Annotated in this window: 16 protein-coding genes; 10 read left to right on the top strand and 6 right to left on the bottom strand. The window is 68.0% G+C overall.

The genetic code is table 11. The annotated features are described in order from the left end of the window. Window positions 1–32 precede the first annotated feature (32 nt). Window positions 33–530: a GlcG/HbpS family heme-binding protein gene (locus AB4Z37_RS16190; protein ID WP_441517759.1), complete on the top strand. Its 498-nt coding sequence runs from the start codon at window positions 33–35 to the stop codon at window positions 528–530. A 15-nt stretch (window positions 531–545) separates the two neighbouring features. On the opposite strand, the gene AB4Z37_RS16195 is transcribed toward AB4Z37_RS16190, so the two are convergent. Continuing rightward, the gene (locus tag AB4Z37_RS16195; protein ID WP_441517760.1) at window positions 546–2,765 is read right to left on the bottom strand and encodes a transglycosylase SLT domain-containing protein; all 2,220 of its coding nucleotides are present in this window, start codon (window positions 2,763–2,765) and stop codon (window positions 546–548) included. A 286-nt stretch (window positions 2,766–3,051) separates the two neighbouring features. Here AB4Z37_RS16195 and AB4Z37_RS16200 point away from each other — a divergent pair, with 286 nt between their 5' ends. Then, window positions 3,052–5,133 carry a methyl-accepting chemotaxis protein gene (locus tag AB4Z37_RS16200; RefSeq protein WP_441517761.1) on the top strand — a complete coding sequence of 694 codons (2,082 nt, stop codon included), beginning with the start codon at window positions 3,052–3,054 and terminating at the stop codon, window positions 5,131–5,133. A gap of 194 nt (window positions 5,134–5,327) precedes the next feature. Here AB4Z37_RS16200 and AB4Z37_RS16205 read toward each other — a convergent pair whose 3' ends face one another. Together AB4Z37_RS16205 and AB4Z37_RS16210 are read right to left on the bottom strand one after the other, a co-directional pair. Next, the gene (locus tag AB4Z37_RS16205) at window positions 5,328–6,038 is read right to left on the bottom strand and encodes a hypothetical protein (RefSeq protein ID WP_441517762.1); all 711 of its coding nucleotides are present in this window, start codon (window positions 6,036–6,038) and stop codon (window positions 5,328–5,330) included. 176 nt (window positions 6,039–6,214) lie between these two features. Then, window positions 6,215–7,663, bottom strand: a complete 1,449-nt coding sequence (locus tag AB4Z37_RS16210; protein WP_441517763.1) for a protein adenylyltransferase SelO — start codon at window positions 7,661–7,663, stop codon at window positions 6,215–6,217. A 298-nt stretch (window positions 7,664–7,961) separates the two neighbouring features. Here AB4Z37_RS16210 and AB4Z37_RS16215 point away from each other — a divergent pair, with 298 nt between their 5' ends. From AB4Z37_RS16215 to AB4Z37_RS16230, 4 genes are all read left to right on the top strand, one after another. Continuing rightward, window positions 7,962–8,807, top strand: a complete 846-nt coding sequence (locus AB4Z37_RS16215; RefSeq protein WP_441517764.1) for a glycoside hydrolase family 16 protein — start codon at window positions 7,962–7,964, stop codon at window positions 8,805–8,807. A 215-nt stretch (window positions 8,808–9,022) separates the two neighbouring features. Beyond that, a complete protein-coding gene (locus tag AB4Z37_RS16220) occupies window positions 9,023–9,712 on the top strand; it encodes an outer membrane protein (protein WP_441517765.1) in 690 nt (229 codons plus the stop codon). Between the two features lie 355 nt (window positions 9,713–10,067). Continuing rightward, window positions 10,068–10,826: a hypothetical protein gene (locus AB4Z37_RS16225; protein WP_441517766.1), complete on the top strand. Its 759-nt coding sequence runs from the start codon at window positions 10,068–10,070 to the stop codon at window positions 10,824–10,826. Between the two features lie 120 nt (window positions 10,827–10,946). Further along, entirely contained in the window at window positions 10,947–12,569 is a 1,623-nt protein-coding gene (locus AB4Z37_RS16230) for an ABC-F family ATP-binding cassette domain-containing protein (RefSeq protein ID WP_211965325.1), read from the top strand. A 514-nt stretch (window positions 12,570–13,083) separates the two neighbouring features. Here the strand turns inward: AB4Z37_RS16230 and bla are convergent. Beyond that, window positions 13,084–13,977: a subclass B3 metallo-beta-lactamase gene (gene bla, locus AB4Z37_RS16235; protein ID WP_441517767.1), complete on the bottom strand. Its 894-nt coding sequence runs from the start codon at window positions 13,975–13,977 to the stop codon at window positions 13,084–13,086. Window positions 13,978–14,295: 318 nt separating this feature from the next. On the opposite strand from bla, the gene AB4Z37_RS16240 reads away from it, so the two are divergent. Continuing rightward, window positions 14,296–14,730, top strand: coding sequence for a hypothetical protein (locus AB4Z37_RS16240; protein WP_441517768.1), 435 nt, complete (start codon window positions 14,296–14,298; stop codon window positions 14,728–14,730). Window positions 14,731–14,805: 75 nt separating this feature from the next. Here AB4Z37_RS16240 and AB4Z37_RS16245 read toward each other — a convergent pair whose 3' ends face one another. Next, window positions 14,806–15,471: a TetR family transcriptional regulator gene (locus AB4Z37_RS16245; protein WP_441517769.1), complete on the bottom strand. Its 666-nt coding sequence runs from the start codon at window positions 15,469–15,471 to the stop codon at window positions 14,806–14,808. A 111-nt stretch (window positions 15,472–15,582) separates the two neighbouring features. On the opposite strand from AB4Z37_RS16245, the gene AB4Z37_RS16250 reads away from it, so the two are divergent. Beyond that, on the top strand, window positions 15,583–16,248 hold the full coding sequence (locus AB4Z37_RS16250; protein WP_441517770.1) for an O-methyltransferase: 666 nt from the start codon (window positions 15,583–15,585) through the stop codon (window positions 16,246–16,248). Between the two features lie 11 nt (window positions 16,249–16,259). On the opposite strand, the gene AB4Z37_RS16255 is transcribed toward AB4Z37_RS16250, so the two are convergent. Next, window positions 16,260–17,189: a LysR family transcriptional regulator gene (locus AB4Z37_RS16255; RefSeq protein WP_441517771.1), complete on the bottom strand. Its 930-nt coding sequence runs from the start codon at window positions 17,187–17,189 to the stop codon at window positions 16,260–16,262. A gap of 159 nt (window positions 17,190–17,348) precedes the next feature. Here AB4Z37_RS16255 and AB4Z37_RS16260 point away from each other — a divergent pair, with 159 nt between their 5' ends. Next, complete coding sequence (locus AB4Z37_RS16260; RefSeq protein ID WP_441517772.1) at window positions 17,349–18,554, top strand: HlyD family secretion protein; 1,206 nt, start codon at window positions 17,349–17,351, stop codon at window positions 18,552–18,554. 481 nt (window positions 18,555–19,035) lie between these two features. Next, the gene (locus AB4Z37_RS16265) at window positions 19,036–20,628 is read left to right on the top strand and encodes an MDR family MFS transporter (protein WP_441517773.1); all 1,593 of its coding nucleotides are present in this window, start codon (window positions 19,036–19,038) and stop codon (window positions 20,626–20,628) included. Window positions 20,629–20,680 lie beyond the last annotated feature (52 nt).

A 20,680-nucleotide genomic window follows, 5' to 3' on the forward strand; every position in this document is an offset into this window, starting at 1 on the left:
CGAGGTCTCGAGGGCAGCTCAAGGATGCGCCGATGAAAGCTCCGCTTTGCGCCGCTGCTCTCATCCTTGCCGCCTCGCTCGCCGCTGCGCGCGCGGAGGACGCAACCGTCACCTACAAGTCGCTGTCGCCGGATGTCGCGCTGGAAGCGGCGCAGGCGGCGTTGAAGCGCTGCCGCACCGACGGCTATCAGGTTGCGGTCGTGGTGCTCGACCGTTTCGGCGAGCCGCAGGTGCTGCTGCGCGATCGCTTTGCCGGCCTGCCGGCATCGCGCACCGCGACCGACAAGGCGTGGACCGCGCTCGGCTTCCGCGCCGACACCGCGGCGCTGTCGAAATCGGTTCGGGACGGCCAGCTCGATGCACGCCTTGGCCAGCTGCCGCGCGTCACCTTCCTCGGTGGCGGCCTCGTGGTCGAGGCCGGTGGCACGCTGCTCGGTGCCATCGGCGTGTCCGGCGCGCCTGGCGGCGACAAGGACGAGGCCTGCGCGCGGGCAGGGCTCGACGCCATCCGCGACAAGCTGGATTTTTAGCGCCGCTGCCGGTCCTCACTTGACGGCGGCGGCCTGCACCTCGAGAGGGGACGGCTCGCCGGGCCCGCGGTCGGGCGCGGGCTGCGCCGTCGCCTCGGTGCCGAACCGGACACGGTAGACCTGCAGGTTCTCCATCACCCGCTGGACATAGTTGCGCGTCTCGGCGAACGGGATCCGCTCCACCCAGTCGACGGCGTCGACATGGGGATCGCGCGGGTCGCCATACTGCTTGATCCATTGCTGCACCCGGCCGCGGCCGGCGTTGTAGCCGGCGAAGGTCATGATGTGGCAGCCGCGATATTCGCGCAGCAGCGCGGCGAGTTCGGCCGCGCCCATCTGGGTGTTGTAGACGGGGTCCGACACCAGCCTGTTCCAGTCATAGGCCACGCCGAACCGCTTGGCGGTGTCGCGCCCAGCCTCCGGCGTCACCTGCATCAGGCCGACCGCTCTGGCCGGCGACATGTCGCGCTGGTCGAACGCGCTCTCGGTGCGGGCGACGGAAAAGATCAGGCTACGTTCGATCTCGGGGCCGATCGGGCGGTGCGCCGGCACGCCGATCGCGGGAAACGCGTAGGCGTCGAGCGCGAGCCCGCGGGCGAGCGCGGTCTTGCCGATCTCCAGCATCGCACGGGCATCGTTGTGGCGCGCGGTCAGTTCGCCGAGCGCGGCCAGGGTTGTGACGCCGTCGTCCTGCTCGGCAAGGTCGCTGACAAAGCCGAGCACCAGGTCGCGCTCGCCGACGGCATAGAGCATGTCGGCGGCGCGCAGGCGGTCGTCCGCCGGTGCGGGGCTCATGTCCAGTTCGGCTTGCGGCGCGGGGCGCAGCGTCAGCCGCTCGAGGCCGAGCCGTCCGCGCGCAAGCTGGCCGTAATAGGCGGTGGGATGGGCGGCGGCAGCCTCGAAGAAGGCGCGCATGGCGTCGTTGTCGCCGAGGGCTTCCGCGGCGCGGCCGCGCCAGTAGTTCGCCCGCGCCAGCACGATGGGATTGCGCGAGCCGTCGTCGATATGGGCGAAGTGGTCGCGCGCGGCGGTCGCGTCGCTGCGGTAGCGCAGCGCAATCCAGCCCGCCATGAAGCGGGCTTCCGCGCGATAGTTGTCGTTGGCCGGCGGGGCGGCGTCGCGCACCACGCCATAGGCGGCTTCAGCGTCGCCGAGATCGAGCAGCTTGCGGGCGAGCACACGCCGCTCGCGCCACCATTGGTCGGTGTCCTGAAGGGCCATCTCCCGCTGCGGCGCGGCCAGCATCAGCTTGCCGGCGTCCGCATAACGCTCCCGGCGCATCAGCCACTGCGCGCGGCACAGCACATAGCCGAGATCCTGCCGCAGGTCGGTCGCCACCGCGTCGAGCAGCGCCTCGGCGTTGCTCGCGCCGCCGTTGACCGCGGCACAGGCCTTGACCGCCGCCTGCGCGCCGCTGCCGAGCCGTTTCGCCGCGCGCATCGCGCCTGCAAAATCCCTGGCGCCGATGCGGCGGTCCATGCGCAGGCGATGGTCGTCGCGGGTGAGGAGCGGCTCGAATGCAGCGAAGGCTTCGCCCTCCAGCCGCTCCGACAGCTCCTGCGTCCGCCACGCCACGCGCACCTGGTGCTGGGCGCCGTCGCGGTCGCCGATGGCGAGCAGTGCCCGCGCCAGCGCGAGGCGTCCCTTGCCGCTGAGCGGCTGGTCGGCGGTGAAGCGCCGCACGGTCGCGGCATCGCTGCGTTCCTGCCACAGCAGCCCTTCCGCGCGCGTGCGCAGCAGGCGCACCGGCCAGGCCGGGTTGTCGGCGATGAACGCGGCGGTGCGGGCGAAACTGCTGACGCCGTCCGGGTGTCGCAGGATCAGCCATTCGACCAGCGTCTGCGCCACGGGATCGCCGAGCGCGCTCTTGAGGACCGCGGCGTCGCGCGCCTTGCCCTTGCGCACGAGATCGAGCGCCTGCTTCACCACCGCGAGGTCGCCGGACAGCGCGGTTGGCGCGATCACCGGTGCACCGGCCGGGCTCAGTGCGGCGGCGTCGAGCGACGGGCGCGGCCGCGGCAACGGGATGGCCGAGGCCGAAGCGCGTGAGGCATGCCGCGCACGATCGGCTTTCGCAGCCGCGCGCGCGGTCCTTGCGTGCTGGACATGGGAGGCGTGAGAGGACGCGTGAGCATGCGCGTGGGACTTGCGGGCGCGCGCATCCGCGTCATGCGAGGCGATGGCAAGCACGGCGACGGTGATGACGCCCGTCAATGTTCGCAAGCGTTGGTTCATTGCGTGTTTCCCCAAGGAGACCCCCGGCACGAACAACCACACGGCATGCCCCCATGCCGTTCGAACTGACGCAACGAGCGTAGCACGCCGCCGCGTCGAAACTGTCACGCTTGCGCAACATGACCCGTAAAATACCCGGTTGCATGGAACTGGCGCTGCGTGCGGCACGTCGGTTCCACCGGGCGGAACTTGCGGACGGACCGCCTATTAGCCGGGATTTAACGACTGATCCCTACAAATTTACCAAATCTTTAACGACGTCGCCCCCTTCAACTGGAACCCTGTGATGCGCATCAGGACTCTCTTCACGCTCTGCATGTCGGCCCTCGCGGTGACCACCGCCGCGCTCGGGCTCTATCTGCTCGCCCAGGCCGTCATGCAGTATCGCACCGCCGGCCGCATTGCCGAGGTTGTCGAGGTGCGGAGCCGCCTGCTGTCGCTGATGGAGAAGATCGCCGCCGAGCGCGTCGCCATGCTCGACAGCCTGGTGTCGCCGGAGGTCGCCGGCGATCAGGCCAAGGGCCGGATCCGCACCGCGTCGGACGCGACCGACGGCGTGCTCGCCGCGGTCGAGCACAACATCGCGGCGGCGGCGTCGCCGACCACCGCGCGGCAGCTCGAGATCCTGCGCGCGCTGCGCGCTTCGCTCGCCAACTGGCGCGGCAAGGTCGCCGAAGCCAATGTGAAGCCGCCGGCGGAGCGCGATGGCCAGCTGTTCCCGACGGTGCTCGCCGCGCTCGGCGCGCGCGCGTCGAGCGATCTCGACGAGGCGATGGATCTCGGCGACACCACGGCGCTGCTGCAGGACGCCGCGGTGCTCGATCTCACCGAGCTCGCCCGCCGCGCCTGGCAGATGCGCGTGTTCACCGCCGGCCGCACTGGCCCGCTGCTGGTGGTGATGAACGCCAGGAAGCCGTTCAGCCCGGCGCTGCTCGAAAGCCTCAACGGGGTCGATACCTCGATCAGTTTGAACTGGGGTGCGGTCGATTCCATCGTCCGCCGCCTCGCCGGCACCGTCGATCTGTCGGGCATCGCGGCCGAGGCGCGCAAGGCGATGGACGACACCATGCCGATGTACCGCGAGGTCGTCGATGCCGGCCGCAAGGGCGGCACCTATGCGATCGAGCCCGTCGCGTTCGGCAACCGCCTGGTCGATGGCGCGCTGGCCTCGCTCAAGCTGCGGGACGCCGCGCTGCAGTTCGCGCGCGACCATGCCGCGGCCAATGCGCGCTCGGCGGCGATCAGCATCGCGGTGATGGCATCGCTGGTGATCGCGCTGCTGATCGGCACCGTGTTCGCGCTCAGCCTGCTCACCCGCCGCATCGTCTCGCCGGTGGTGGCGATGACCGGCGCGATCGAGCGCATCGCGCGCCGCGATTACGGCGTCGAGGTGCCGGCGCGCGACCGCAGCGACGAGATTGGCCGCATGGCGGTGGCGATGGAGGCGCTCAAGCAGGGCGCGATCGAGGCCGAGGCGATGGCGCGCAGCCAGGAGGCCGAGCGCGGCGCCAAGGAGCGCCGCACCGCGAAGCTCGACGCGCTGCTCACCGATTTCGAAAGCCGGGTCGGCAGCCTGGTCGAGCGTCTTGCCGCGTCGTCGACCTCGCTGGAGACGACCGCGCGCGGCATGAGCGCGAACGCCGCCGAGAACGGCCGTCAGGCCGAGGCGGTCGCCGGCGCTGCGGCGCAGGCCAGCGCCAACGTCGAGTCGCTTGCCGCCGGCGCCGAGGAGCTCAGCGCCTCGATCGGCAATATCAGCGGCCAGGTGGCGCAGACCGCGCAGATGGCCGGCACCGCGGCGAGCGAAGCCAGCCGCACCGATCACACCGTGCGGGCGCTCGCCGACGGCGCGCAGCGCATCGGCGACGTCGTCGGCCTGATCACCAGCATCGCGGCACAGACCAACCTGCTGGCGCTCAACGCCACCATCGAGGCGGCGCGGGCCGGCGATGCCGGGCGCGGCTTTGCGGTGGTGGCTGCCGAAGTGAAGACGCTGGCGCAGCAGACCAGCCAGGCGACCGAGGACATTACCGCGCAGGTGGCGCAGATCCAGGACGCGACGCGTGACGCGGTCGCCGCGATTCAGAGCATCACCGCCGCCATCGGCGAGGTCAGCGGCACCGCCAGCAACATCGCCCATTCGGTCGAGCAGCAGGGCGAGGCGACGGCCGAGATCGCGCGCAACACCCAGCAGACCTTCGATGCCGTGCACAAGGTCACCAGCACCATCGGCGGTGTCAGCGAAATCGCCGGCAGCACCGGCGCGGCCGCCCAGCATGTCCTCGATGCCGCCGGCGACCTGTCGCGGCAGGCCGAAGACCTCGCCGAGCGCTTCAAGGGTTTTGTCGTCGAGGTCCGCGCCGCGTGATGCCCGGCGCAAACGCACGTCGCCGCAAGGCGATGCGCCGGCCGGGTGATGCTGCGGATCGCTGCGCGCCGCGGCGTTGCCGCGCGGCGACTGGAGCACGTTCGCTTTTGATGGAATGACGAACGCGCGCTCGTTATTTGTTTTGACGCGTTTTCTTCACGCGAAGCGGCGCGCACGTCGCGCGCCGACGCTCTCTAGCCGTCGCAGCGCTGCATCAGGTTCAGCGACTGCAGCAGGCCGCTGAACGGATTGTCCGATGGCTGGCACGTCCGCGCGCTGGCGACGGAGCGCGCGGGAGCGGGCCTTGCCGCGACACGGGGCGGCGCGGAGCGCACATCGGCTGGCGGCCTGATCTCCTGGCGGGCGGCGGCGACCGCAGGTTTGGCCGGGGCCGGCGGGCGCGTAGCCAGCGCTGCGGGCTTGGGCGGCGCCGGCTTGGGCGCGGCCGCGGCAGCGGGCCTGGCGTCAACCGCCCTGGTGTCGGCGGCTCTGGCGCCGACGGACCGGGTGTCGACGGCGCTGGCGTTGGCGTTGTCCCAGCGCGCGGCGACAGCCGGCGGATTGGGACGCGCGGGCGCAGCGGCGACGGCGGGAGCAGCGGCGGCCGGGGCGGGCGCGACGGCTGGCGCAACTGCCGCGGTGTCGGCGGCGGGCCGCGCGGTGAGGTCGAGCCGGTCTGACTTGGTCAGCGTGCCGCCGTCAGCTGTGGGCGCAGGTGCGCTCACCGGGCGGGCGATCATGGCGAGCTGGTCCGGCTTGGCCGGCGGATGCGGCGTTCCCTGGCTGGGATCGGTGGTCATGCCCACCATCACGCCAAGGCCCGTGAGGAACGCGATCGTGAACCACGCGGCGGTGAACTTGCCGGTGGTGAAGATGGCAGGCGTGAAGATGTCAGATCGGATCATCGTCGCTGTCCCCATCGTCGATCCCGCGGCCGATCGTGGGTCGTCCCTTGTCGATCGATCGTTGCGATCAATTCGGGCAGACTGGCGGCATGGTGCCGAAAGCGGGCGCGGCGTGGGGAAAATCAACGAATCGAAGTTAACGAAAATGATCCGGACCCGGCGGAGCGGGGCCGGGCTCAGGTTCCGCAGAAGGTCTGCAGCACCCGCTGGTCCGGCCGCGGCGGCTCGGCATAGGCGGCGAACTGCGGCTGCGCGTCGAACGGCCGCGCCAGCACCGTGGCGAGCTCCTCGAACGGGGCAGTGTCACCGGCCGTTGCGGCTGCGATCACCGCCTCGATGCGGTGGTTGCGCGGGATGAACGCCGGATTGATGGCGCGCAGCGCCGCGGCGTCGGGCGCGCCCGGGCCGCGCTGCGCCCGCCAGCGCGTCAGCCAGGCGTCGAGCGCTGCGGGCTCGGCGACCATCGCGCGCAGCTCCGAGGCGTCGCCATCGGCGGCGTCGCTGAGGCGGCGGAAGGTCAGGGTGAAATCCATCTCCTGCTGCGCCATCAGTTGCAGGAACTCGCCGATCAGCTCGTCGTCGCCCTCCGCGCCGGCAAGGCCGAACTTGGCGCGCATCCCGCCGGTGAAGGCGGCGTCGAACGCCGGCGAGAAGGCGCTCAGGATCTCCTTGGCGATCTCAATCGCCGTCTCCTGGCTGTCGTCGAACAGCGGCAGCAGGCATTCGGCGAGGCGCGTCAGGTTCCACAGCGCGATGCGCGGCTGGTTGGCATAGGCGTAGCGGCCGTTCTGGTCGATGGAGGAGAACACGGTCGCTGGATCGTACGCATCCATGAACGCGCAGGGGCCATAGTCGATGGTCTCGCCGGCGATCGACATGTTGTCGGTGTTCATCACGCCATGGATGAAGCCGATCTGCATCCAGCGCGCCACCAGCTCCGCCTGCCGTGCGATCACCTGCTTGAGCAGCGCGCGCGGCGGGTGGGCATCGCCGGCGATGTCGGGGTAGTGCCTGGCGACGACATGATCGACGAGCCGGCGGATGGCATCGCGGTCGTCGCGCGCGGCGAAGAACTGGAAGGTGCCGATGCGGATGTGGCTCGCCGCCACCCGCGTCAGCACGGCGCCCGGCAGCATGGTCTCGCGCTGCACGCGCTCGCCCGTCAGCACCGCGGCAAGCGCTCGCGTGGTGGGAATGCCGAGCGCGGCCATCGCCTCGCTGACCAGATACTCGCGCAGCACCGGGCCGAGCGCGGCGCGGCCGTCGCCGCGGCGCGAGAACGGGGTCGGGCCGGCGCCCTTGAGCTGCAGGTCGCGGCGGCGGCCGTGGCGGTCGATCACCTCGCCGAGCAGAATGGCGCGGCCGTCGCCGAGCTGCGGCACGAACTGGCCGAACTGATGGCCGGCATAGGCGGTGGCGATCGGGTCGGCGCCGCTGGGGACGCTGGTGCCCGCGAGCACGGCGAGGCCGTGGGGGGAGGCCAGCCAGCCGGCGTCGAGGTTGAGCTCGTCCGCCAGCGCGCCATTGAGCTTGATCAGCTGCGGCGCGGTCACCGGCGTCGGCGCGACGCGGGCATAGAAGCGCTCGGGCAGGGCGGCGTAGCTGTTGTCGAACGGGATCTGCATGGCACGGATATAGGGCGCGTCCGCAGCCCCGGCAATCGCGCGGCGCGGCGCAGCGGATGGCGGCGGCGGCCTTCGGGGTCGGCCGCATGGCACCATGGCGGATGCGTGCGAGCGCGATCGCGAGCGGTATCCCGTGGCACGCCCGCGCGGGAACTGTCATGATGATGACGGCGCGCTGCGCGCCGGCCAGCTTCGCCCCGTGCAGTGGCAGCCGCAGTGTTGATCGATGGCCCGCCGGCCGCACGGCCGGGGCCCATGTCATTGCAGACGCCGGATCTCAGCTGTGCGAAGGCCGACCATGCCGTGTCGTCATGCGGGCCATCCCCGCCGTCCTCGATCGCTGTCGCACCGCCTCGCGGCGCTGGCCGTGATGCTGGCGGCGTTCGTCGGCGGCGCGGCGCATGCACAAACGCCGCCCGCGCCGGCGCAGGCCGCCGCCGCGGGCTTTGCCACGCTGGCCTTCAGCGATGCGTTCACTGCCGACACCTTCACCGCCGCGGCGCCGACGCGGCTGTGGTGGAACAGTTTCTGGTTCTTCCCGCCGCCGGTCGGCGGCGCCGCGCTGCTGTCGGGCAGCGGCGTCGTGCGCATCACCACGCCCGGCACCACGCCGAACACCCATCTCGTCAATCACCCGGTCAATTCCGATCCATACGGGCCGGACCATCTGTTCGGCTATTTCGAGGCGCGCATGCGTTTCTCGGCCGGCTCCGGCGGCGATGTGAAGAATTCCTGGGGGGCGTTCTGGCTGCTGTCGAAACCGGCGATCGAGAACAAGGTCACCGGCGCTGATGGCAACAAGGCGTGGTGCGAGATCGACGTCGCCGAGATGTTCGGTCACGGCTTTCTCAACACCACCATTCATTCCTGGGTCCAGATCGGCAGCGGCACCCCGAAGGACACCATCAACCCCGCCCACCTCAACATGGTGACCGCCGACCCGATCGACGGCCACTGGCACACGTTCGGGGTGCTGTGGCAGGAGGGGGTGGTGACCTGGTTCCTGGACGACGTCCAGGTCGCGACCTATTCCCATGCCTTTTCGGTGTGCAACACCCAGCCCATGACGGTGGTGCTGTCGTCCCAGAGCCTGACCGGCGACTCCCAGGTCGCCGACGTCGCCTGGGTCCGGGTCTGGCATTAAAGCGCCCGCGTCCGGCCGCCGCGGCGCTCCGAAATCCGGCCAAAAGTCGTCAAAAGTCACATATCCGCCAAAGGCTTAATGGAGTACCGCTGGTTGTGGCAAAAATGTCGCAGCGGGTTCCCAAACGCCGGGGACAAGTGCCGAAAACGTTGCATGCGGGAACCGGACATGATGATTGGCGCCCATTGATTTTCTTTTCTTGGGAATACACGCAAATGAAGAAGTTCCTGCTCGCCAGCGCCGCTGTGATCGCGCTCGCGTCGTCCGCCTCGGCCGCTGACCTGGCCGCCCGCACCTACACCAAGGCTCCGGTTGCTCCGATCAGCCCGCTGACCAACTGGTCGGGCTTCTACGTCGGCGCCTTCGGCGGCTATGGCTGGAGCGGCAGCAGCAGCAACAACCTCGACCTCAAGGGCGGCTTCGGCGGCGGCACCATCGGCTACAACTGGCAGGGCGCGGGCAGCCCGGTCGTGTGGGGTATCGAAGTTGACGCTGCTGGCGCCAGCATCCGCCAGTCGGCTGGCCTGGTCGGCGTCCTGACCGCCGAGGACAAGATCCGTGCGTTCGGCACCGTGACCGGCCGCGTCGGCTATGCCTTCGATTCGGCGCTGCTGTACGTCAAGGGCGGTTACGCCTGGGCCGACAACCGCTTCTCGGTCAACGTCGCCGGCGTGAACTTCTCGGACAGCAAGCTGCACTCCGGCTGGACCGTCGGCGCGGGCCTCGAGTACATGTTCCTGCCGAGCTGGTCGGCCAAGGCCGAGTACCAGTATGCCGACTTCGGCAACCAGACCTACTTCGCCAACCTCGGCGGCATCAATTCGGGCAACCAGCAGATCCACACGATCAAGGCTGGCATCAACTACCACTTCAACTGGGGTGGTCCGATCGTCGCAAAGTACTGATCGCGCGATATTCTCCATCTGACATCCGACTTGAGCCCGGCACGCATGTGCCGGGCTTTTTTCGTTGGAGGTTTACCGAAGCTCGAAATTGATCTGAGTTGCGGCGCGATGCTGCCTGGATGAAATTTTAGTAATGGAAAGACAGGCGTCGTGGCTAATTTGTAAATATCGCAGCTTCGTCAATGGGCGATGTGTCTCAGCTGAATGCTGCGTGAACGGTCCAGCCACAGATTTGGGCGAGAGTAGACGCGAATCTGGCCAAATTGAATTTGATAGTTTGCGTGTCATCCGCAGACGGATGATGCAGAGTCTTTAGCAGAAGATCTTTTCTCCATTTATATTAGGGGTGTAAGCGATGACGACACGTTCGAAATCCACCAAACACATCTCTCACGATGGACCTGCCGCGCGTATTTCGCATGACGCTATCGTTCCTTCACGGACGCGGGTGTGGAGCGAACTGCTGGTGCTGGCGAAGAACGTTGCTGGGAACAGCAAGGTTCGTGTGGCCTTCAAGTGGGCCAAAACGATTGGCCTGACTGGCTTGTTGCTCAGTGGAGCACAGCAGGCGGCTGTAGCGTTGGCTCCGCAGTCGTTCGATGCATTCTACAATCCCGTTGCGGAGGCTGTCGGGCTGCATCGGCCATACGCCGCGATTTCACACGAGCCGGCTGAGGCGCCGCTGAAGCAGGGCGACGTCGGTAAGACGGACAATTTCTACTACGAGTTTAAGCTCACGGATTTGAATAGTGTCGGCTCTGTCTATGGTCGTTTTCATGGCGTCGCAGCGACGCCGGATGGTCCCGTTGATCCGCGTTGGTGGACTGTGCGTGGGACCACCAATGGCAATGTGGCGCAACTGCACTACGTGAACGAAAAGGGAGTGCCGCTCGGCAACATCGTCCTGCGGCGTTCGGCCGACACGGCAACATGGGCGGGGCACCTTACAGGCATCGATCAGAGTATTTCGGACAAGGATTTCGTTCAGAGCCCCATCATTGTGACGCAGTCACGCTATGAATTGCCCCGTGTTGCAAAGGATTCTTTTCTTGCAACCGCTCCGAGGATTGTGGCCGGGTATGACCGGTCCGCGCCGGGAAATAGTCACCAGTAGAGCTTGGGCGTGTGGCGCCAAAATGAAGATATTCGCACAAAAGTAGAGGGGGGAAGGGGCTTCCCCCCGGAGCCCACATCCCCTAAACACGCGGCAAATTTCCCTCATTTCGCGCGTGCCATGATCCGTCTCGATACCATCAGCAAGCAGAACGGCCACCAGATCCTGTTCATCGAAGCCGCCGCGGCGCTCCAGCGTGGCGAGAAGGTCGGGCTCGTCGGCCCCAACGGCTCCGGCAAGACCACGCTGTTCCGCATGATCACCGGACAGGAGCTGCCCGACGAGGGCCAGGTGTCGGTCGATCGCGGCGTCACCATCGGCTATTTCAGCCAGGATGTCGGCGAGATGGCCGGCCGCAGCGCGGTCGCCGAGGTGATGGACGGCGCCGGTCCCGTCAGCGAGGTTGCGGCCGAACTGAAGGAGCTCGAGGTCGCGATGGCCGATCCCGAGAGCGCCGACGAGATGGACGACATCATCGCGCGCTACGGCGAGGTGCAGGCGCGCTTCGAGGAGCTCGACGGTTACGCCCTCGAAGGCCGTGCGCGCGAAGTGCTCGACGGCCTCGGCTTCAGCGCCGAGATGATGGATGGCGACGTGGGCTCTCTCTCCGGCGGCTGGAAGATGCGCGTCGCGCTCGCCCGCATCCTGTTGATGCGGCCCGACGCCATGCTGCTCGACGAGCCGAGCAACCATCTCGACCTCGAGAGCCTGATCTGGCTGGAGCAGTTCCTCAAGGGTTACGAAGGCACGCTGCTGATGACCTCGCATGACCGCGAGTTCATGAACCGCATCGTCGGCAAGATTCTGGAGATCGACGCCGGCTCGCTCACCACCTATTCCGGCAACTACGAGTTCTACGAGCAGCAGCGCGCCGTCAACGAGAAGCAGCAGCAGGCGCAGTTCGAGCGCCAGCAGGCGATGCTCGCCAAGGAAATCAAGTTCATCGAGCGTTTCAAGGCGCGTGCCTCCCATGCCGCCCAGGTCCAGAGCCGCGTCAAGAAGCTGGAGAAGATCGAGCGCGTCGAGCCGCCGCGGCGCCGTCAGGCCATCGCGTTCGACTTCCCGACCGCACCGCGCTCGGGCGAGGACGTCGTCAGCCTCAAGGGCGTGCACAAGGGTTATGGCAGCCGTCGCATCTATGACGATCTCGACTTCATGATCCGTCGCCGCGAGCGCTGGTGCGTGATGGGCGTCAACGGCGCCGGCAAGTCGACCCTGCTCAAGCTCGTCGCCGGCGCATCCGAGCCGGACCAGGGCTCGGTCACCGTCGGCGGCAGTGTCAAGATGGGCTACTTCGCCCAGCACGCCATGGAGCTGCTCGACGGCGAGCGCACGGTGTTCGAGGCGCTGGAGGACGCGTTTCCGCAGGCCGGCCAGGGCTCGCTGCGCACGCTCGCCGGCTGCTTCGGTTTCTCCGGCGACGACGTCGAGAAGCGCTGCCGCGTGCTGTCGGGCGGCGAAAAGGCCCGCCTCGTGATGGCCAAGATGCTGTACGATCCGCCGAACTTCCTGGTGCTCGACGAGCCGACCAACCACCTCGACATGGCGACCAAGGAGATGCTGATCGCAGCGCTCGCCGACTACGAGGGCACCATGCTGTTCGTGTCCCACGACCGGCACTTCCTCGCGGCGCTGTCGAACCGCGTGCTCGAGCTGACGCCCGAGGGCATCCACCAGTACGGCGGCGGCTACACCGAATACGTCGCCAGCATCGGCCACGAAGCGCCGGGGTTGCGGAGCTGAGACGGCGCCTTCTCCCCTCATGGTGAGGAGTGCGGCACAGCCGCGCGTCTCGAACCATGAGGCCACGGTGCTTGCCGCGGAATAGCTTCTGCCGCGGCCCTTGCCCCACGTCGTCTGATCTGTTCCTCCGCGCACGCCACACCCACTGCGTCATTGCCGGGCTTGACCCGGCAATCCAGCTTCCGCGCGGCTCGACGTGCGTCCCTAAGCTGGATCACCGGGTCACGGCGCTTGCGCGCCGCCCCGGTGATGACGCAGAGAATGAAGCGGCGCCTTCTCTCCTCATGGTGAGGAGCGCGGCATAGCCGCGCGTCTCGAACCATGAGACCACGCCTTTCTCTGTTGTGGCCAGGCTTGTTCCGGTCCCCCCGCTTAGGGACGCAGTGCCCTCCTTGTCGGGGCCGCCGGGAGACCTTAGTCCTAGCGATCCGTCAAAGACGGATCGCGCTGCCCGGCGATGACAAACACTAAGGTCGGTGGTTTGCTTTTCAGGACGAGGGAAGACTCCCGCGGCTCATTTGCCAGTTGCGCTCTTCTTCCCCGCCTGCTCCGTCTTCAGCGTCTTGGCAAAATCCGTCTTGGCCTTGCCGACGAGGCGGCCGAGCAGGGTGGGGTCGACGAAGGCGTCCTTGTCGCCGGCCTTGAGCTTCGCCGCGCGGCCGAACACGTCGGTAGCTTCGGGATGGCCGGTCAGCACCACGTCGGCCTTCATCGCGCCGAGCCGCGCAAAGCTCTTCTCGAAATCGGCGACGATGCCCGGATAGGTCGTGTTGCCGACGAGCACGTTGCCGGCCACCGTGATGCTGCAGGGAAACACCACCTGCAGCGTGCGGCCGCCGTCGGTCACCGGCATGGAGAAGGTGGTGCAGCCCTTGGTGTGGCCTGGCGTCAGCGTCGCGGTGAGGCGGATGTCGCCGAGCGTGATCGTCTCGCCGTCGGCGAGGACGCGATCGACCGCGACCGGTGGGAAGGTCAGGTAGGCGTACTCGCTGTCGCCCTCGTGGCGGCCGTGCTCCAGCGCCGAGCGATCCTCGGCGCTGGCATAAACCGCGGCGCCGCTGTCGCGCTTGAGCTGCGCCATCGCGCCGGCATGGTCGAGATGGGCGTGGTTGTTGAGGATGATCTTGACCTCGTCCATCTTGTAGCCGAGCGCGGCGATGTTCTTTTCGATCAGGGGGGCGTTCTCCGCCATCGTGCCGTCGAGCAGGATCGCTTGCCGGCCCGACGTGATGAGATAGGCGCTGAGCCCCTGCGTGCCGACATAGTAGATGTTGCCGGCGATGCGGAACGGCGCGGCCGGCTTGAACCAGGCTTCGGGCGCGGCGAACGGCTCGGCGGCGCGCGCGCAAGGCTGGGCGGCAGCAATCAGCAGCGCGGCAAGGGCGGCACGCGCGGGCAGGGTCGGCATCCATCGTCTCCCATGGGGTGGTCGGGGCGTGTCGAGCGTTACCGGTGCGCCGGGATGCCCGCAAACGATCAATGTTGGGCCGAGCCATGAGAAAAATTTGGAGCGGTGCGCCTTGGCGACGCCACGATTTCGGCCGCCCGCCGCGGCGGCGTGACGTGCGCCAAACCACAGCTTTTGTGCGCGTGGCGTTGCGCTGTTACGGAAAATCGACGACACTTCGCAGGCTCGCCCGCATCATGATCACTGTCCCGCGCCGCCGGCCTGTCCGCGCCCTGTGCGTTGCCGGTGCGTGCCCCCATGTTCGAGGAGGAGAGGCCGATGAAGGATCCGTCGCGCTACCGCCAGACCATTCTCGATCGCATCAGCTTCGGCATCAGCCGCGGCCGCACGCTGGAGAGCCTGTGCGGTGTGGACGGCATGCCCTCGCTCGCCACGCTGCGGCGCTGGGCGCGCCTCGACCCCGACGGCTTCGGCGCCGCGTTTCAGCGCGGCCGTGCCTTCGACCTGCAGGCGCGGCTCGATGCCCTGCTGGAAATCGCCGACGACAGTCGCGACGACTGGCGGCCGCGTGCCGCGCCGGGCGATGCGGCGCCGGCAGCGTTTGATCGGGACAACGTGACGCGGGCGCGGCTGCGCATCCGCGCCCATGGCGCGGACCTCGCGCGGGCGATGGCGAAAGCCGACGATCTGTCCGCCGATCGTCTCACCGGGGTGCTGGACGTGATCGCGGCGCGGGCCGCGCCCGAGGGCTAGAGCGTTTCGAGCGAAGCATGCCCCCGGACTTGATCCGGGGGTGGATACCGGTTCGCGTGAAGAAAACGCGTCAAACTAAAATCGAGAGCGCGTTCGCGCTGAACGCGCTCCAGGCGCCGCCGCGCGGCCGGCGAAATAGCCGCACAGCATGTCGCCGAGGATGGCCGCCTTGCGCGCGACGTCGGCATCGGAATGGTCCGATGTCACGGTGTCGCCGACCGCGCCCATGATGGTGGTGACGATGTCGGCCATCACAGCGCGCTCCCGCGGCGCCGCTTTGGGCATCAGCTCGCCGAGGAAGGTGGTGAACAGGCGCTGGCCGCGCGCCTCCATCTGCCGCGCCTCCGGCGCGTCGCGGTAGAGCGGGGCGGCGTCGTCGAGCGCTGTGCGCAGCGCCGCTTCCTCGCGCTCGGTCCTCAGGAACGTGTCGAGCAAGGTGCGCAGGCGCTGCTGCGGCGGGCAGGTGCGGTCGGCGAGGATGTCATGGAGCAGGGCGCTGGTGCGCGTCCACTCGTCGACCTGCAGGCGGAACAGGATCGCCTCCTTGTTGGGGAAGTACTGGTACACCGAGCCGACGCTGACGCCGGCGCGCTCGGCGACGCGCGCGGTGGTGAAACGCGGCGCGCCGTCGCGCGTCAAAACGTGAGTAGCCGCCTCCAGGACGTCGGCGACGAGCTGGGCCGAGCGGGCCTGTTGTGGCGCTTTTCTCGGGGAAATACGCGGTTTTGTGCGGGGGGCCATGGCGGCTTCCGGGAATGCGAATGGCGAATGCGACGAATTATTCGTATTTTACGCCAGGACGTCGCCGACGTCATCCCTTTCGATCCAAGTCCGCAATTCCTGGAGTTGTCCATGTCCACCACGTTGAAAGCGGCGCCGCTGGCGCCGATCCTCGCCCGGCTGCTCGACGATGCCGACGAAAGCAGCACGGCGCTGCACCGCGAGCTCGAACACCTGACGCCGCAGGAGCGCGCGCAGCTGCATCAGCAGGCCGACTACCGCGCGCTCTACCATCGCACCCGCGACCACCACCTTGCGGTGTCGCGCGATACCGCGAGGCTGCTGTACATGCTGGCGCGTGCGCTGCGGGCGCACAACATCGTCGAGTTCGGCACTTCGTTCGGCGTCTCGACACTGCATCTCGCTGCGGCGCTGCGCGACAATGGCGGCGGCCGGCTGATCGGCAGCGAGTTCGAGCCGTCCAAGGTCGCCCGCGCCCGCGACACCATCGTGGCGGCGGGCCTCGCCGATCTCGTCGACCTCCGCGAGGGCGACGCGCTTGAGACGCTGGCGCGCGACCTGCCGGAGCCGATTGATCTCGTGCTGCTCGACGGCGCGAAATCGCTCTATCCCGCGGTGCTTTCGCTGCTCGCGCCGCATCTGCGTCCCGGCGCGGTGATCGTCGCCGACAACGCCGACTGGAGCGATGACTATCTCGCGATCGTGCGCGATCCGGTCGGCCGCTACCAGTCGCTGGCATTCGGCGTGGACGTCGAGCTGTCGGTGTTCACCGGCTGACGCGGCCGTCCTCAGGCCTCCTCGCTGTTCTCCGCCGGGTTCATCCATTTGCGGTGCGCGGCGAAACGTTCGGCGAGGAGGTCGATGAAGGTGCGCACCTTGCTGGAGAGATGGTGGCGATGCGGGTAGATGGCGTTGATGACGAACTCCACCGGGCGATGGTTCGGCAGCAGCCGCACCAGGCGGCCGGCCTTGAGGTCGTCGGCGATCATGAAGCTCGGCGCGAGAAAAATGCCATGGCCGCCGAGTGCCAGCATGCGCAGCATCTCGCCGGAATGGGTGACGATATTGCCGCCGACCCGCACCATCTGTGGCTGGCCGTCGTCGCCGTCGAAGCGCCACTCGTTGCCGTAGGGGTAGTAGGTATAGCGCAGGCAGTTGTGGGCGGCGAGGTCGGCGAGTTGCTGTGGCGCGTCATGGCGTTCGAGGTAGGCCGGCGCGCAGCAGGTGATGTGGCGCCATGGCGTCAGCTTGCGCGTCACCAGGGAGGAATCCTCGGACGGGATCATGGTCATGATCGCAAGGTCGATCCCGCTCTCCACCAGGTCGGTCATGCGCTCGCCGCCGGAAGACTCCACCGCGACCTGCGGATACAGCGCCACGAACTCGGCGATCACCGGCGACAGGAAGCGCACCAGCGACGGGTTGGCATAGATCCGCAGCGTGCCGCGCGGGGTCGAGTTCATCGCATCCGCGATGCGGTCGGCCTCGTCGAGGTCGCCGAGGATCTGCCGGGTGCGCTCGTAATAGGCCTGGCCGACCTCGGTCAGGCTGACCTTGCGGGTGGTGCGGTTGAGCAGCCGTACCCCGAGATGATCCTCCAGCGACTGGACGTGGTTGCTCACCATGGTGACGGACATGTTGAGCCGCCGTCCGGCGGCGGAGAAGCCGCCGGATTCGACCACCTGGCCGAACACGGTCAAACTGGTGAGGCGATCCATAAGTGGCTCGAATACTTGAAGATTTTCCCAGAGTAGCAGCGGATTATCCAGCCGGAGTGGATAATCCTTTTGTTCGTTTCGAGATTATCAGATCGCGCAGCAGGTCGCATGTACAGCGGCGTGTGAAAGGGCCGGCCCGGCCGGCCACTGGAGATGACCATGGTTGAAATGCCCCGCCCCGAAAGCTTTGCGCCGGCGACCGAGCGTCCGGCAGCGGCGCCCGCCGCTCCGGGATCGGCGCGCCGGCGGGTTCAGCGCGGCGCGCTGGCGCTCGCCCTGCTCGCCGGCACCGCGCTCGCCGGCTTCTGCGGTTACGACTACTGGACCAGCGGGCGTTACCTGCAGTCCACCGACGACGCCTATGTCAAGGCGGATTCCACCATCATTGCGCCCAGGGTTGCCGGTACCATCGCCGAGGTGCTGGTGCAGGACAACGCCGAGGTCGCCGCCGGCGCGGTCCTGGCGCGGATCGACGATCGCGACTATCGCACCGCGCTCGCCCAGGCCCATGCCGATGTCGCCGCCGGCGCCGCCACGCTGCGCAACCTCGATGCCCAGATCGTGCTGCAGCAGTCGCTGGTCGATCAGGCCAGGGCATCGATCGATGCGACGAAGGCGTCGCTCGACTTCGCGGTGTCGGATGCGGCGCGCTACCGCGACCTGATGCAGACCGGCTCCGGCACCATCCAGCGGGCGCAGCAGACCGAGGCGGTCCGCGCCCAGACCGCGGCGCAGCTGCAGCGCGACAACGCCGGACTCATCGCCGCGCAGAAGAAGGTCGCCGTGCTCGCCACCGAGCGCGAGCAGGCGCAGGCCCAGCTCGCCAGGAGCCAGGCGGCGGCGCAGCAGGCCGAGCTGAACCTGTCCTACACCACCATCGTTGCGCCGGTGGCCGGGCAGGTCGGCGCGCGCACGCTGCGCGTCGGTCAGTTCGTCACCGCCGGCACCCAGCTGATGGCGGTGGTGCCGCGGCATGCGGCCTATGTGGTGGCGAACTTCAAGGAGACCCAGCTCACTCATGTGCGCGACGGCCAGCCGGTCGAAATCCGTATCGACAGCTTTCCCGACTTGCGGCTGAAGGGCCATGTCGACAGCCTGTCGCCGGCGAGCGGCCTCGAATTCGCGCTCCTGCCGCCGGACAACGCCACCGGCAACTTCACCAAGATCGTGCAGCGCATCCCCGTGAAGATCGTGCTCGATGATCCGGCCGATGCCGGCCTGTTGCGCGCCGGCATGTCGGTCGAGCCGACGGTCGACACCAAGGCCACGGTGATCGCCGCCCGCAACGCGCCCACCGCCACGGCAGCCCAGCGTGTCGTGCGTCCGACGCGCAACGCCGCCAACGATGCTGGCGGGGTGATGTAGCGGCGAGGGCGGTGGTTCGTCCGCCCCCCACGAGCCACCGCCCCGCCGCGGCGACAGGCGTCGACGCTTTGACCCCCACTGTCGGGCCGCGCCCGGCGATCCGGCAACAAGAGCTCGGTGCTGCGTTGCCACGAGCCGGCAGGATCGCCGGGTTGACCCCGTTTGCCGAGCGGCGTCGAGTGCCGCGGCCTCATGGTTCGAGACGCGGCCCGCTGGGCCGCTCCTCACCATGAGGAGAGAGAGCGGTGCGCTGTAATCTTCTGCCTTGAGGGGAGAGGTTGCGTGTCGTGCCGTGTTTTCGGCCGAGGCCTGACCCGGCCATGGCCCATCTCCTCATCCTGAGGAGCCCGCTCTGCGGGCGTCTCGAAGGATGCAGGCCCCTGACCTTCAACCGTCGCGCAATGATCCTTCCCGTCTTTCTCGGATTATCGCGACGACGACGCTGCGGCATGGTCGCGGCAAAACACCGATGGAGTTCGCCATGTCCACGCTCACACTCACATCGCCCGGCGCGTCGTCAGCGCCGGCCGCGCCGGGCGCGCTGAAGACGTGGACCGCGGTCGCCGGCTCCACCCTCGGCGCGTTCATGGCGGTGCTCAACATCCAGATCGTCAACGCCTCGCTCGCCGATATCCAGGGCGCGATCGGTGCCGGCATCGACGACGGCGGCTGGATCTCGACCTCCTACCTGATCGCCGAGATCGTCGTCATTCCGTTGTCGGCGTGGCTGGCGAAGGCGTTCTCGGTGCGGATCTACCTGCTCACCAACGCCATCCTGTTCCTGGTGTTCTCCGCGGCCTGCGCGCTGGCGCAGACCCTGCCGCAGATGATCGCACTGCGCGCGGTGCAGGGATTTTGCGGCGGCGTCCTGATCCCGATGGCCTTCACCATCATCATCACGCTGCTGCCCAAGTCCAAGCAGCCGATCGGGCTTGCGCTGTTCGCCATCTCCGCGACCTTCGCACCCGCGATTGGCCCGACCATCGGCGGCTATCTCACCGAGAACTGGGGCTGGCAGTATATCTTCTACGTCAACCTCGTGCCGGGCGCGATCATGGTCGGTATGCTGTGGGCCTCGCTCGACGCCAAGCCGATGCAGCTGCAGTTGCTGCGCCAGGGCGACTGGCCGGGCATCGCCACCATGGCGATCGGCCTTGCGGCATTGCAGACCGTGCTGGAGGAGGGCAACAAGGAGGACTGGTTCGGCTCGACCTTCATCGTGCGGCTGTCGATCATCGCCGCGGTCGCGTTGACGCTGTTCGTGATCGTCGAACTGCGCAGCGATCGCCCGCTGCTCAATCTGCGGCTGCTGCTACGCCGCAATTTCGGCTTTGGCGTGCTCGCCAACTTCCTGCTCGGCGTCGCGCTGTACGGCTCGGTGTTCGTCCTGCCGCTCTATCTCTCCCGCATCCAGGGCTACAATTCCGAGCAGATCGGCTTCGTGCTGGCCTGGACGGGCCTGCCGCAGCTGGTGCTGATCCCGCTGGTGCCGCGGCTGATGAAGCTGATCGACGTCCGCCTCCTGATCGCGACCGGCCTCCTGTTGTTCGCCGTCAGCAACTTCATGAACATCTACATGACGGTCGACTACGCCGCCGACCAGTTGCTGTGGCCGAACATCGTGCGTGCGGTCGGGCAGGCCATGTGCTTTGCGCCGTTGTCGGCGGTGGCGACCTCGGGCATCGAGCCGGAGAATGCCGGTTCGGCCTCGGCGCTGTTCAACATGATGCGCAATCTCGGTGGCGCCATTGGCATCGCCATGCTGCAGACATTCCAGACCAAGCGCGAGCAGTTTCACTCCAACATCCTCAGCCAGCCGGTGTCGCTGCTCGGCGAGGCGACACGGGCGCGGCTCGCCGGGCTGACCAACTATTTCCTCAGCCACGGCGTGTCCGACCTCGCCACCGCCCAGCACAAGGCGGTTGTCGCGGTCGCCTTGAAGGTGCGCCAGCAGGCCAACATCATGGCGTTCAGCGACACCTTTTATCTGCTCGGCCTCGGGCTGGTGATCGCGATGGTCGCGGCCCTGCTGCTGAAGCCGCCGGCTCAATTATCCGGCGGCGGCGGGCACTAGAGGAATGATGACATCAATGCGACGGCGAAAGGCCTGGAATATTCAGAGAATG

It is taken from the genome of Bradyrhizobium sp. 2TAF24 (genome assembly GCF_052115025.1).
Classification (GTDB): Bacteria; Pseudomonadota; Alphaproteobacteria; order Rhizobiales; family Xanthobacteraceae; genus Bradyrhizobium_A.

Coding starts and splice junctions, on each gene's coding strand:
- AB4Z37_RS16225 (WP_441517766.1), top strand. CDS start 10,068: ATGACGACACGTTCGAAATCCACCAAACACATCTCTCACGATGGACCT.
- AB4Z37_RS16190 (WP_441517759.1), top strand. CDS start 33: ATGAAAGCTCCGCTTTGCGCCGCTGCTCTCATCCTTGCCGCCTCGCTC.
- AB4Z37_RS16230 (WP_211965325.1), top strand. CDS start 10,947: ATGATCCGTCTCGATACCATCAGCAAGCAGAACGGCCACCAGATCCTG.
- bla (WP_441517767.1), bottom strand. CDS start 13,977: ATGCCGACCCTGCCCGCGCGTGCCGCCCTTGCCGCGCTGCTGATTGCT.
- AB4Z37_RS16205 (WP_441517762.1), bottom strand. CDS start 6,038: ATGATCCGATCTGACATCTTCACGCCTGCCATCTTCACCACCGGCAAG.
- AB4Z37_RS16255 (WP_441517771.1), bottom strand. CDS start 17,189: ATGGATCGCCTCACCAGTTTGACCGTGTTCGGCCAGGTGGTCGAATCC.
- AB4Z37_RS16215 (WP_441517764.1), top strand. CDS start 7,962: ATGCCGTGTCGTCATGCGGGCCATCCCCGCCGTCCTCGATCGCTGTCG.
- AB4Z37_RS16220 (WP_441517765.1), top strand. CDS start 9,023: ATGAAGAAGTTCCTGCTCGCCAGCGCCGCTGTGATCGCGCTCGCGTCG.
- AB4Z37_RS16240 (WP_441517768.1), top strand. CDS start 14,296: ATGAAGGATCCGTCGCGCTACCGCCAGACCATTCTCGATCGCATCAGC.
- AB4Z37_RS16245 (WP_441517769.1), bottom strand. CDS start 15,471: ATGGCCCCCCGCACAAAACCGCGTATTTCCCCGAGAAAAGCGCCACAA.
- AB4Z37_RS16195 (WP_441517760.1), bottom strand. CDS start 2,765: ATGAACCAACGCTTGCGAACATTGACGGGCGTCATCACCGTCGCCGTG.
- AB4Z37_RS16250 (WP_441517770.1), top strand. CDS start 15,583: ATGTCCACCACGTTGAAAGCGGCGCCGCTGGCGCCGATCCTCGCCCGG.
- AB4Z37_RS16265 (WP_441517773.1), top strand. CDS start 19,036: ATGTCCACGCTCACACTCACATCGCCCGGCGCGTCGTCAGCGCCGGCC.
- AB4Z37_RS16210 (WP_441517763.1), bottom strand. CDS start 7,663: ATGCAGATCCCGTTCGACAACAGCTACGCCGCCCTGCCCGAGCGCTTC.
- AB4Z37_RS16200 (WP_441517761.1), top strand. CDS start 3,052: ATGCGCATCAGGACTCTCTTCACGCTCTGCATGTCGGCCCTCGCGGTG.
- AB4Z37_RS16260 (WP_441517772.1), top strand. CDS start 17,349: ATGGTTGAAATGCCCCGCCCCGAAAGCTTTGCGCCGGCGACCGAGCGT.